11 protein-coding genes are annotated in these 12,466 nt (G+C 70.5%); 7 read left to right on the top strand and 4 right to left on the bottom strand.

What is annotated here, in order from left to right:
* Window positions 1-12 precede the first annotated feature (12 nt).
* Window positions 13-1,800: a sensor histidine kinase gene (locus tag BLU81_RS04900; RefSeq protein ID WP_092542014.1), complete on the bottom strand. Its 1,788-nt coding sequence runs from the start codon at window positions 1,798-1,800 to the stop codon at window positions 13-15.
* A gap of 94 nt (window positions 1,801-1,894) precedes the next feature.
* On the opposite strand from BLU81_RS04900, the gene BLU81_RS04895 reads away from it, so the two are divergent.
* From BLU81_RS04895 to BLU81_RS04875, 5 genes are all read left to right on the top strand, one after another.
* A complete protein-coding gene (locus tag BLU81_RS04895) occupies window positions 1,895-4,126 on the top strand; it encodes a putative bifunctional diguanylate cyclase/phosphodiesterase (protein WP_092542012.1) in 2,232 nt (743 codons plus the stop codon).
* An 86-nt stretch (window positions 4,127-4,212) separates the two neighbouring features.
* Entirely contained in the window at window positions 4,213-4,872 is a 660-nt protein-coding gene (locus BLU81_RS04890) for a DivIVA domain-containing protein (RefSeq protein ID WP_092542010.1), read from the top strand.
* A 62-nt stretch (window positions 4,873-4,934) separates the two neighbouring features.
* Window positions 4,935-6,521, top strand: coding sequence for a methyl-accepting chemotaxis protein (locus tag BLU81_RS04885; protein WP_092542008.1), 1,587 nt, complete (start codon window positions 4,935-4,937; stop codon window positions 6,519-6,521).
* A 90-nt stretch (window positions 6,522-6,611) separates the two neighbouring features.
* A complete protein-coding gene (locus BLU81_RS04880) occupies window positions 6,612-8,258 on the top strand; it encodes an aminotransferase class V-fold PLP-dependent enzyme (protein ID WP_092542006.1) in 1,647 nt (548 codons plus the stop codon).
* Window positions 8,259-8,360: 102 nt separating this feature from the next.
* The gene (locus BLU81_RS04875) at window positions 8,361-9,146 is read left to right on the top strand and encodes a CPBP family intramembrane glutamic endopeptidase (RefSeq protein ID WP_092542004.1); all 786 of its coding nucleotides are present in this window, start codon (window positions 8,361-8,363) and stop codon (window positions 9,144-9,146) included.
* On the opposite strand, the gene BLU81_RS04870 is transcribed toward BLU81_RS04875, so the two are convergent.
* The 3 genes from BLU81_RS04870 to BLU81_RS47595 all read right to left on the bottom strand — a co-directional run bounded on the left by BLU81_RS04870 (window position 9,121) and on the right by BLU81_RS47595 (window position 11,279).
* Window positions 9,121-9,786, bottom strand: coding sequence for a response regulator (locus BLU81_RS04870; protein WP_092542002.1), 666 nt, complete (start codon window positions 9,784-9,786; stop codon window positions 9,121-9,123). The genes BLU81_RS04875 and BLU81_RS04870 overlap by 26 nt on opposite strands.
* Window positions 9,783-10,967 carry a sensor histidine kinase gene (locus BLU81_RS04865; protein ID WP_092542000.1) on the bottom strand — a complete coding sequence of 395 codons (1,185 nt, stop codon included), beginning with the start codon at window positions 10,965-10,967 and terminating at the stop codon, window positions 9,783-9,785. Before BLU81_RS04865 ends, BLU81_RS04870 begins: the two co-directional genes overlap by 4 nt.
* Before the next feature lie 156 nt (window positions 10,968-11,123).
* On the bottom strand, window positions 11,124-11,279 hold the full coding sequence (locus BLU81_RS47595; protein WP_157751249.1) for a hypothetical protein: 156 nt from the start codon (window positions 11,277-11,279) through the stop codon (window positions 11,124-11,126).
* A gap of 100 nt (window positions 11,280-11,379) precedes the next feature.
* On the opposite strand from BLU81_RS47595, the gene BLU81_RS04860 reads away from it, so the two are divergent.
* The gene (locus tag BLU81_RS04860) at window positions 11,380-12,024 is read left to right on the top strand and encodes a hypothetical protein (RefSeq protein ID WP_092541998.1); all 645 of its coding nucleotides are present in this window, start codon (window positions 11,380-11,382) and stop codon (window positions 12,022-12,024) included.
* Window positions 12,024-12,464, top strand: a complete 441-nt coding sequence (locus BLU81_RS04855) for a hypothetical protein (RefSeq protein ID WP_092541996.1) — start codon at window positions 12,024-12,026, stop codon at window positions 12,462-12,464. Before BLU81_RS04860 ends, BLU81_RS04855 begins: the two co-directional genes overlap by 1 nt.
* The last annotated feature ends 2 nt before the right edge of the window (window positions 12,465-12,466 follow it).

Below are 12,466 nucleotides of genomic sequence, written 5' to 3'. Positions count from 1 at the left end.
TGGTTCGGGTACCTACCGTTCGGCAGGATCCGCGTCGAGTTGAGAGAGCCCTGCCGGGATACGGAGCGGAAAGGTCAGGTGGAAGCGGCTGCCGCCGCCGGGGTTGTCGGAGATTCGCACGTCGCCGCCGTGCCGTTCGACGATGCGGTGCACGATGGCCAGGCCGAGGCCGGTTCCCGGATAGCCCTCGCTGCCGTCGGCCCGGGTGAAGGCGGTGAAGACGGTCTCCTTCTCGCGGTCCGGGATGCCGATGCCGTGATCCTCGATGTCGATCCGCCACTGGTCGCCGTCTTGGCGGCCGCTGACACGTACCCACGGCTCGTCGTCGGGATCGGTGTATTTGACGGCGTTGCCGATCAGGTTGGCGAAGACCTGCCGCAGCAGGGTCTCGTCGCCGCCGATGACCGGAAGTGATCCCACCTCGATGCTGGCCGGGCGGCTGAAGCCCTCGCTCACCAGGTCGTCGACGAGCCGTTTCAGGTCCACCTGGCGTTCGGTGATCCGCTGGTTGTCGGCGATCGAGAAGCCGAGCAGGTCGTCGACCAGGGTGGACATCTGCCGGGCGGCTTTACCGGCGCGGTCCAGGAAGTCCCGGTTCTGGTCGTCGAGCCCGGAGCCCAGGTCGTCGCTGAGGAAGTCGATGTAGCCGCTGATCCGGGCCAGCGGGCCGCGCAGGTCGTGCGCCACGATCCCGGCGAAGCCCTTGAGTTCAGCCTTGCGGCGCCGTAACTGAGCCTCGACCTCCTCGCGGCGGCGGATGTCCGCATGCAGCACCGCGGTGGCCGCCGCGACCTGGCGCAACGCCCGTTCCCGGGAGGTGACCAGCGCTGCGGTCAGGGCCATCAGCAGCAGCGTGATGAAGGTGCCGATCAGCATCGCGACGACGTCGGCCGACGGGTTCCGGTGTGCCAGCAGGGCGACCGTGGGGGCCACGGTGATCTGCCAGGTGCTCAACGGGACGTCGATGGTGGGCCGCCGCGTCGCGACCCGCGCATCGATCCGGCTGGCCGGCTGCCACCGGGCCATGATCTTGCGGTCGCCGACGGTCACCGAGGCCAGTTCGACGGCCGCGGACTGGCCGGCGTCGGCGGCGACGGCCTGTTCGAGGAACTCGCCGCCGCGGACCCCGAGCAGCACCCAGCCCCGGAACCGGCCGTTCTCGGCCGCCGGGGAGGTGGCGAACACCGGAGCGGCCAGCACGAATCCGGGTTCCATTCCCTCTTCGGCCCGGTCGGCGTCCTTCAGCAGCAGGTACGGCCGGCTGGTGATCACCTGCCGTAACTCACGGGCGGCGCGCAGGGCCTCGACCGCCTCCGGTACGACCGACAGATCGGCGCCGGGCAGTGCCGGGTCGTCGTCGAACGACTGCCTGATCACCAGGAACAGGTGCGGGGAGGTGCCCGATCCGGCGGGTACCAGCCGGAGGTCGGTGACACCGCGGGCCCGCCAGTACGCCTGGACCACGCTCACCTGCGACGTCTCGGCGGGTACGACGTATGCCACGCCGGTGACTCCGGGCAGCACCGCGCCCCGCAGCGGCGCCGTCGTCGCGGCGAACTCCGACGACTCGAGCTGCGACTGCGCCCCGAGCGAGGCGGCCAGCTGGGCCAGGTGCTCGTTGTAGCGCCGGGCCTGGGTGGCGATGGCCCGCACCACCGCCTGGGCCTGCTGGTCGGCTTTCTGTTCGACGAGCCGGTCGTCCCCGCGCCGCAGGGCGGCAACCACCGAGACGGTGCTGGTCAGACTGATGAGGAACACCGCCAGCAACGCCACCGATGAGCGACCCGGGCGACGACCCACGGACTGACTTTACGCCTGCAGACCGCGAATGATCAGGCGTTTCGGACCCCGGCGGGGGCTCAGATCGGTGGCGTCCGCGCCGATGCAAGGCCCCGTGAAACGCTGGGCGAACTTCGAGTCGCGGGAGCACGGGCACCTGGCCCGCCAGATCCGGCACAACCTGTGGATCTTCACGGCGCTGACCGCGATGGGCCTGGTGCGGGTCGCTTTCGACTGGCCGGCCGAGACGCGCTGGGCGCTGGTGCCGCTGGGGCTGTCGATGCTGGTGCTCGCCGCCGCGACCCGGTTGCCGCTGGAGAAGCTGGCGGCGCGGCCACAGATCCGGCCGATGCTGGCGGGCGTCTACATCGCGACCCTCGTCGCGCACGCCCTGTTCTCGGTCGCCGACCCGCACGGCACCGTGATGTTCCCGGCCGGCGCGCTCGCCATCATGGTGGCCGCGGCGACCACCTGCGGTGTCCGCGACGGTCTCTGGGTCGGCGCGACCGCCGTCACCGGGTTCCTGACGGTGCTGGCCCTGGACGGCGCGCACGACAACTACCTGAACCTGTCGCTGCTGATCATCATGGCGGTGGTGACCGTGCTGTGCGCGATCACCACTCACAACCGGCAGTTGCAGCAGGAGCAGCGGGACGAGGTCGGGTACCGGACGGCCGCCCTGCTGGAGAACGGTTCGGACGCGATCCTGGCGGTGAACTCCGACGGGGTGGGCTACGTCAGTTCGTCGTCCGGCCGGGTGCTGGGCCACGAATCCGGCGAACTCACCATGGACGCCCTGACCGCGATGATCCATCCGGACGAGAAGGAACGGGTGGCCGGGTTCCTCGGCGAGCTGATCGCCGGCCCGCCCCGGCACACCGGCCGGATCGAGTCGCGCAGCCGCAATCGGGACGGCGGCTACCTCGACGTCGAGGTGATCGGCACCAATCACCTGCACGACCCGCTGATCGGCGCGGTCATCCTGACGATCCGGGACGTCAGCACGCAGAAGGCGCTGCGCGGCGAACTGGACCGGCAGGCGATCTCCGACCCACTCACCGGGCTGCCGAACCGGGCCCTGCTGCGCGACCGGATCGGTACGGCGGTGCGCAGGCACACCCGTACCGCCGGGCGGGTCTCGCTGTTGTTGATCGACCTGGACGACTTCAAGAAGGTCAACGACACCTTGGGGCACCTGACCGGCGACGAGTTCCTGCTGGCCCAGGCCCGGCGGATGGCGGCCACCGTGCGGCCCGGCGACACGCTGGCCCGGCTCGGCGGCGACGAGTTCGCGGTACTGGTCGAGGACCTCGACGAGATCGGCCTGCACTCGCTGGCCCAGCGGCTGCTCGCAGCGGTGCACGAGCCGGTCCGGATCGGGAGCAACGTCCTGGGCGGCAGCGCCAGCATCGGCATCGCCACCGTGAAAGCCGGCGAGAGCAGCGACATCGATCTGACCGACGAGCTGATCCGGGACGCCGACCTGGCCATGTACGCGGCCAAGAAGGCCGGCCGGGACCGGGCCGTCAGCTACGAGGACTCGATGTTCGCCGCCGCGGTCGCCGAGGCCGAGGCCCGCTCCGAGCTGGAGCGGGCTCTGGACCGCAACGAGTTCGTGGTGTTCTACCAGCCGATCGTGGACCTGCCGTCGGGCCGGCCGATCGGGGTGGAGGCGCTGGTCCGCTGGCAGCATCCGGAACGTGGCCTGCTGGGGCCGAACGAGTTCATCGCGCACGCCGAACGTACCGGCCTGATCGTCCCGCTCGGCGCGGGTGTGCTGCGGGTGGCCTGCCAGGAGATGGCCCGCTGGCACCGGGAGATCCCGGGCGCCGACACGATGCGGGTCAGTGTCAACCTGTCGGCCCGCCAGTTCCAGGAGCCGAACCTGCTGGACACGGTGCGCGACGTGCTGACCGAGACCGGGATCGCGCCGGAGACGGTGGTTCTGGAGATCACCGAGTCGATGCTGATGGAGGACGTGGACGCCACAGTGGTGGTCCTGCACCGGCTGCGGGAGCTGGGTGTGCGGCTGGCCATCGACGACTTCGGCACCGGGTACTCGTCGCTGTCGTACCTGAGCCGGTTCCCGATCGACATCCTGAAGATCGACAAGGCGTTCGTCGACGGCATCACCGCCAACCGGGAGGACGCCGCGCTGGCCGAGGCGGTGGTCGGCCTGGGCAAGGCACTGCGGTTGCAGACCGTCGCCGAGGGCATCGAGCAGCCCGACCAGCAGGCGCTGCTGACCGGGCTGGGCTGCACCTACGGCCAGGGTTACCTGTTCGCCAAGCCGGTCGGCGCCGACGTGATCACCAGCATGCTGCACGACATGGCGACGGCCTCGTGACTCTCTGATGACCTGTTAGGGGGATCCGTTCATGGGCGGATGCGCGTAACGTGTGCGACTCGCGACGGTGTCTCCTAGGGAGCAGCATGCCGCTCACCCCCGCTGACATTCACAACGTCTCCTTCACCAAGCCGGCCGTCGGCCGCGGTGCGTATGTGGAGGAGGAGGTAGACGCCTTCCTGGACGAGGCCGAACGGGAACTGGCCCGGCTCCTCACCGAGAACGGCACGCTCCGCACCATGGCCGTCCAGCACGGTGATCCGCCCGGCGACTACGACGAGGTCCGTGCTCTGGCTGCCCACCTGCAGCGGATGGAGCAGGAGCGGGACTTCGCCGAGCAGAACGCGCGGGAGCTGCGGGCCGAACTGGATCGGGCGCATCAGGGCGGGCCCCGGCCCGGCCCGGGAAGCGGCGAGGGCAACCTGCGGGTACTCGCGATGGCCCAGCGGACCGCCGACGAGCATCTGCGGGACGCCCAGCGCGAGTCCGAGGGCCTGATCGCCGACGCCCGGGACCGGGCCGGCCAGCTGGCCGAGGAGGTCCAGGCGAGAGCCGCCGCCATCGAGAGCGAGGCGGTGCGCCGGCACGCGGACGCGCTCGACGGCCTGGCCGTCCGCCGGGCCACGGCACTGGACGAGATCCAGCAGCTCACCAGCCTCGCGGGGTACTACCGGGAGGCGCTGCGGCGGCACGTCGCGGGCCAGCTCGCCGACGTGGACAACGCGCCGATGCTCGGCCCCACCTGATAGCGGGGAGCGGAACCGGTAAGTGGGCCGCATGAACGTCCGGTGCGGCCTACCTTGATCACGTGCCGTCATTCGCCGACCTCAGTGTCCGGATCAAGATTCTCGGTGCGATCGCGGTCGCCGCGACGGTGGCCGTGATCGTCGGCGTCTTCGGGCTGATCGCGCTCGCCAACAGCAGCGAGACCGCGAACCTGATCTCGGAGAGCAACATCACCAGTATCAAGGCGGTCGGCCAGATCAAATCGGCGGTCAACCAGGCACGGGTCGACCTGACGAACCAGGCGCTGTCGCCGGACCAGGCCGGCACGACCAAGTACACCGAGGCGTTCAACACCGACCTGGAGACGGTCGCCACCGCGTTCACGGCCTACCGGAACAGTCTCCCGGCCGGCAACATGGACACGCTCGAGCATCTCGAGGCCCAGTGGCAGGAGTACGTCACCGTCGCCAAGGAGGAGCTGCTGCCCGCGGGAGCGGCCAACCAGCTCGCCACCTGGTCGAAGATCCGGGATGCTGAGGTGGCGCCGCTCGTCGAGGCGATGGCCGCGGACCTCGCCGAACTGGACCAGGCCGAGACCGCGGACGCGGCCAAGAATGCGGCGTTCGCCAAATCCGAGTACGAGTCCAGCCGTACGACCCAGCTGGTGATCTTGATCGTGGGTTTGATCGCCGCCCTGGGCCTGGGCTACTGGGTGGCGACCCGGATCGTGAAGTCGCTGGGTACGGTCCAGGACGTGGCCGAGGCCCTGGCCGCCGGCGACCTCACCCACCGCACCGGGCTGACCAGCGACGACGAGACCGGCCGGATGGGCCGTGCCCTGGACCTGGCCACCGAGTCGCTGCGGGACGCGGTGCGGACCATCGAGAGTTCGGCGCTGTCGCTGGCCGGGGCCGCGGAGGAGATGACCAGCACCGCCGCCCAGATCGCCGGATCGGCGCAGGAGGCCTCGCAGCAGTCGGTAGCGGTGTCCAGCGCGGCCGAGGAGATCTCCCGCAGTGTCGACACGGTGTCGGCCGGCAGTGAGGAGATGGGCGCGTCGATCCGGGAGATCTCGCAGAACGCCAGCGAGGCGGCTCAGGTGGCGGCCGAAGCCGTCAGCCTCGCCGCGACCACGTCGGCGACCATGAACAAGCTGGGCGACTCGTCCGCCGAGATCGGCAACGTGATCAAGACGATCACCGCGATCGCCGAGCAGACCAACCTGCTGGCCCTGAACGCCACCATCGAAGCGGCGCGCGCCGGGGAACTCGGCAAAGGTTTCGCCGTGGTGGCCTCCGAGGTCAAGGACCTGGCGCAGGAGACCGCCCGAGCCACCGAGGACATCTCGCGACGGGTCGAGACGATCCAGAGCGACACCGCCGGGGCGGTCACCGCGATCGAACAGATCTCCGAGGTCATCGGCCGGATCAGCGACTTCCAGACGACGATCGCCTCGGCCGTCGAGGAACAGACCGCGACGACCGCGGAGATGAACCGCAGCGTCAGCGAGGCGGCCTCCGGCACCGGCGACATCTCCCGCAGCATCACCGGCGTGGCCCAGGCGGCCCAGAACACCAGCCTGGGCGTCGCCGAGACGCAGCAGGCGATCGCCGAACTGGCCCGGATGTCATCGGAACTGACCACATTGGTCGCCCGTTTCCGGGTCTGACGCCGGATCCGCACGAAACAGTCCTGGAATACATGTCACGAGTTGAGCAGACTGGGGGTCCATCGAACTTCGTCGAATGGGGCCCCGGTCATGAGCATGCTGGATCGCGTTCGTGACGGACTCGTCGGCACCGGGCAGACCCTGGACGGGCCGTTCGGGCCGCGCCGGATCACCTACGCCGACTACACGGCCTCCGGCCAGGCACTCGACTTCGTCGAGGACTTCCTGCGCGACCACGTCCTGCCCCGGTACGCCAACACCCACACCGAGGCGTCCGCGACCGGAGCCCAGACCGGGGCACTGCGCGAGGAGGCCCGCCGGATCATCCACCGGGCCACCGGTGCGAGCCCCGACCATGTGGTGATCTTCTGTGGTTCCGGGGCCACGGCCGCGGTGGCCAAGCTCGCCGGTCTGCTCGGGCTGCGCATTCCGGAGAACCTCGATCGGCGGTACGGGTGGAGCGCCCGGATCCCACCTTCCGAACGTCCGGTGGTGTTCGTCGGGCCGTACGAGCATCACTCCAACGAACTGCCGTGGCGGGAATCGATCGCCGACGTGGTCGAGATCGACGCCGACCACACCGGCCACGTGGATCTCGGGGTGCTGCGGGCGGCTCTGGTCGCGTACCGCGATCGGCCCTTGCGTCTCGGCAGTTTCTCGGCGGCCTCCAACGTGACCGGCATCCGTACGGACACCGTCGAAGTCTGCCGCCTGCTGCGGGAACACGGTGCGGTGTCGATCTGGGACTATGCCGCGGCCGGGCCGTACGTGCCGATCACCATGGACGGCAAGGACGCGATCTTCCTGTCCCCGCACAAGTTCCCCGGCGGCCCGCAGACCCCCGGCGTGCTCGTCGTGCACCGCCGGCTGATGACCAACCCGGTGCCGGTGGTGCCCGGCGGCGGCACCGTCGCCTACGTCGACCCGGGCGGGCACCGCTACCTGACCGACCCGGTCGCCCGTGAGGAGGGCGGCACCCCCGCGATCGTCGAATCGATCCGGGCCGGACTGGTCTTCGCGGTGAAGGAGGCGGTCGGCACCGCGGTGATCGAGGAACGTGAACAGGAACTGTGGCAGCGCGCCCGGACCCGGTGGGCGACCGAACCGGCCATCGAGATCCTCGGCGACCTGGACGCCCACCGCCTGTCGATCATCTCGTTCCAGATCCGGGCCGGTCACCGCCACCTGCACCACAACTACGTCGCCGCGCTGCTCAACGACCTGTTCGGCATCCAGGCGCGCAGCGGATGCTCATGCGCGGGCCCCTACGGCCACCGCCTCCTCGGCATCGACGAGGCCCACTCCCGCGAGTTCCGGGGCGAGATCATCGACGGCTGGGAGGGCATCAAACCAGGCTGGAGCCGCCTCAACCTGAACTACTTCATCACCGACACGGTCGCGGATTATCTGATCGAGGCGGTGCTGCTGGCCGCCCGGTACGGCGCGCGGCTGCTGCCCGACTACCGGTTCGACCCGCACACCGGCCGCTGGACCCATCTGCGGCACACCCCGCCGCCGATCCGGCTGGCCGACCTGCACCTGAACGCCGACGGCACGGTCACCGCTCCCCCGGTCCCGGCCGCCCGCACCGGCGAGGACGCCCTGGCCGGCTACCTGGCCGAGGCCCGCACCCTGCTCGCGGCCCGTACCTGCCCCAGCGACGGCACCCGCCTGAACCTGCCACCGGCCTTCGAGAGGCTCCGCTGGTTCCTGCTCCCGGACGCCTGCCTGCGGTAGCCGGTGGCCCGACCGCGGTACTAGTCCCGGGGGACCAGGAGCGCCGGGAAGATCCGATCCGGGGTGGAAGCCTGCCGGGCCCGGAATCCGAAGACTTGGCGCATGTTCGTGAACCTCTCCGATCGCGCCACCGCGATCACCTTCATCGTGCTCGTCCTCGCGGTCTCCGCGGGCACGGCCACCGTCGCCGGCGGGCTCCTGCTGGCGTTGTCACCACTTCTGGTCACGCTGGTGATGATGCTCGCGGTGACCCGCGAAGGGCACTCCCGGGCGGGCTGGCGGCGGCTCGGGCTCGCCCGGCTCGGGGTGCGCTCCTGGACCCTCGTCCTGCTGACCACCACGGGGGTCTCGGTCGTCGCCACCGGTGCGGTCGCCGCCGCCGGGTTCGCCCGGCTGACCCTGCCGGACGGCGCGTGGGCCACCGACCTGCTGGCGCTGTGCGTCACCGGGCCGCTGCTGGCGTTCGCCGAGGAACTCGGCTGGCGCGGCTATCTGCAACCACGGCTGAGGTTCCTCGGCGAGCGGGCGGCGCGGCTGGCGGTCGGCGTGGTGTGGGTGGCCTGGCACGTGCCGTACATCGTGTTCACCCCGTACTACCACGCCGACGGGTCACTCTGGCTGGTCCTGCCGCTGTTCGCCGCCTCGGTGCTGGTGTTCTCCCTGCTGTTCGGCCGGTTCCGTGACGACACCGGCAGTGTCTGGCCGGCGGTGCTGGCCCACTTCGCCCACAACGCCACCTTCGCGATGCTGGGCGCCCACGTCATCACGACGGACCGGCCGGCGCTCGTCGACGAATACCTGGCCGGGGACACCGGACTGTTCGTGCTGCTCGGCACCGCCGCGTGTGTCGCGGTGCTCGCCGTCAGCCGATCGTCTGCGCGACGATGACGGCCTGCACCCGATCCCGGATGCCGAGCTTGCGCAGCACCGACCCCAGATGGGTCTTGACGGTCGACTCGGCCACCGACAGGCGTACCGCGATCTCGGTGTTGGTCAGGCCGAGACCCACCGCTGCCAGGATCTCCCGCTCCCGCCCGGTGAGCCGCTCCAGGCCGGGATGAGCCGGACGGCGGGCCGGTTCCGGCGGGGCGGACAGCAGGAAGGAGTCGATCAGGTGGCGCACCAGCCGGGGTGACACCGGCGCCTCACCCGCGGCGGCGGCCCGGACCGCGGCCACCAGCTCGGCGGCGCCCGCGTCCTTGAGCAGGTAGCCGGCCGCACCCGCCCGTAACGCCGCGACCAGCAGATCGTCCGCGTCGAACGTGGTCAGCATGACCACTCGCGGCGGGTCCGGGAGCGCCGTCAGATGCCGGGTGGCCGTGACACCGTCCATTCCGGGCATCCGGATGTCCATCAGGACGACGTCGGCCCGCGGGGCGGTGGTGCTGAGCCGGGCGATCGCGGTCGCCGCGTCCCCGGCCGAACCGACCACGAGCAGGTCGGATGTCGTACCCAGGATCAGCTCGAATCCGGTCCGGACCAGTTCCTGGTCGTCGACCAGGAACACCCGGATCGGCCCGCCGCTCATCGCCGTCCTCCCGGGATCGTGACGTCGACGGCGAACCCGCCGGACAGCCGGGGCCCGGCCGTCAGCACCCCGTCCAGCGGGCGCAGCCGTTCCCGCAGCCCGGTCAGGCCGTGCCCCGGCTCCACCGGCGTGTTCCCGGCCGGGCCGTCGTCCTCGACACGCACGCGGACCGTGTCACCGTCACGGTCGAACGTCAGCTCGGCGGTGGCTCCGGCGCCGGCGTGTTTGAGGACGTTCGTCAACGCCTCGCGGACCGCACGGAACACCGTGAGCCGGACCTCGCCCGGCAGCTCGTCGAACCACGCGGGTGCGCCCGTGTGGTCGACCGGCAGGCCGGCGGCCCGCACCGACTCGATCAACCGGCGCACTTGGTCCCAGGTCACCGCGGCACCCGGCGATTGTTCGGCGGGCTCCGGCCGGTGCAGCATCTCGATCACCCCGCGAACCTCGGCGAGAGCCGTCCGGGCCGTACCCGCGACCGTGGTGAGCGCCGCGCCCGCGTCGGCCCGCTGCCACGACCGCCCGTGCTCGGCGGCATACGCGGCTGCGTCGGCCTGCACGATCACCACGGTGAGCGAGTGCGCCACGATGTCGTGGATCTCCGCGGCCGCGAGCACCCGCCGCTGCTGGGCCACCAGGCGTTCCTGCCGGCGCAGGGCCTCGTGCAGCGCCGCCGTGTTGACCCGCCCACCGCGCACCAGCTCCCCGATCACCCAGATCAGCGCTGTGCAGACCGCGAGGATCACGCCGATCACCAGTGCGTTCGGCAGGTACCGGGGCGGGGTGCTCCACCGGAACCCACCGGCCAGAGACCCGAGGACCCCCAGACCCAGAGCCAGCGTTCGTACGGCCGACGAGCCGACGTGGGCGGCCACGGTGTAGACGACCACCGCCTGCGCCGCGTTGGCCGGCAGCGGAATCGGGACCACCAGCAGTTGTACGGCGAACACGCCCACCGACCACCCCAGCACCCCCACCGGAGACCGCCGCCGCAACGCCAGCGCCCCGATCGTCAGCGTGCCCACGGCCAGCCCGGTGACCCCGGCCAGCGCCAGCCCCGGCAACCCGAGGAACAGCCACATCAGCCCGGCGACCAGAAGGTCCTGCGAGCTGGGCCGCTCCCGCCCCCACCGGTCGATCCGCGCGGCGAGAAACGTGCGCTGCTCCGAGACTCCCGCCACCTCGCAACGCTCGCCAGGCTCCGATGAGCGCCGCTCGCCAGGCTCCAGCGAGCGGCGCTCTCCAAGCTCCGGTGACATGCCGTGATCCTGGCAACCGATCCGAAACGATCACGCACCGGGTCTGCGATCACCGCTTCCCGGGCCGGACCGAAGTCATCAGTGTGCCCGCAACGCCGCGAGCACGACCCGAACAAAGGACGACGCGTCGCGCCGCAGCACGTGCGCACGTGTCCCGAGCTGGCCGCCGCCATCCGGCTCCTGCTGGACCGTTCCCGCCGCCAGGCAGGCGGCACCGAGCTTCGGGCCCTCCACGAACGCATGGGGGCAGCGGCGTACAGATGATATACGGGGCGTATACAGCGGATACCTAAGTTCGTGGATGTCGGGAAATCCACAACGGAAGGCATCGTCGATGCGTAGAACATTCATCCGGCTCGCCTGTGTCACCGCTGGGCTGGTCGCCATGGCCGGCACTCTGGTCGCTGCTCCGGGGGCCGCCAGTGCCGCTGTTCCGAGTAAGCCCGTCGCCCTCAGCGACGTGCAGTTCTACCAGATCGTGGCGGCCGGAGCGGACGCCGGTGTCTACAGTGGCGCGCAGCGGACCGCTCTGCTGACCCGGCCGGACCTGGCCGCGCAGACCCTGGACGTGACCAGTGCGAAGGTCACCGAGAAGGTCACGGTCACGGCCGTGAAGAAGTGGAAGACCAAGAAGGTCGATCGGTACGTGAAGGTCAAGTCGTTCCTGAGCGTCGGTAACGGCTTCGAGTTCCACCTGACCGCGGCCTGGACGTACAACGGCAAGAAGATTCTCAACAAGGGAACCACGACCGGTTACCTCAAGGGTCACGGCGAGTACCCGGGTGTCCGGATCAAGAGCGTGAAGGCGGCGAAGGTCTGGACCCGGGCGAACCACTACAGCCTCGCGGTCACCGTCACCGGCATCTGGCACCAGTGCGTCCCGAAGTTGGGCTGCATCGGTGGCAACGGGGTCGAGGGCTCGTTCGGGCTCTACGGCAACGGTAAGTACACGTACCGCGGCAAGATCAAGAACGTCTGATGACGCCCATCGGGAACCGCGCCGGCATCATCGTCACGCTCCTCGCCGCCGCCTTGGCGGTCGGAGCCCCGGCCCAGGCCGCACCGGCGGCGCCCACGGTCACCACGGCGTCCGCGGTCACCGCGAAGGCCGTGACCAAACGGATCGGCTGTACGGTCCGGCGGGCCGCGACCTGGACCAAGTGCACCGGTGACGGGGTCAAGGTCAGCCGCAACCAGCAGGTCTTCCTGGCTCTGAACAGCTCGTCTGGCCGCCGGGTCCAGTTCCGGATCAAGGACCGGGCCACCGGGCGAGTGGTGGCCAGCCCGGCCGTGCAGCTCGCGCCGAACGGCATCAAGCGCCTCTACTGGAAGAACCGCACCACCCGGGCGGTCACCATCGACGTCGAGGCCCGCACCACGCACCCGGTCGCGATCCGGGCGACCCTCAGCACCAGGTGACG

The sequence above is a fragment of the Actinoplanes derwentensis genome, assembly GCF_900104725.1.
Classification (GTDB): Bacteria; Actinomycetota; Actinomycetes; order Mycobacteriales; family Micromonosporaceae; genus Actinoplanes; species Actinoplanes derwentensis.
Note: the sequence above shows the minus strand (reverse complement) of the source record. Positions and strands in the feature narration are given on the sequence as shown.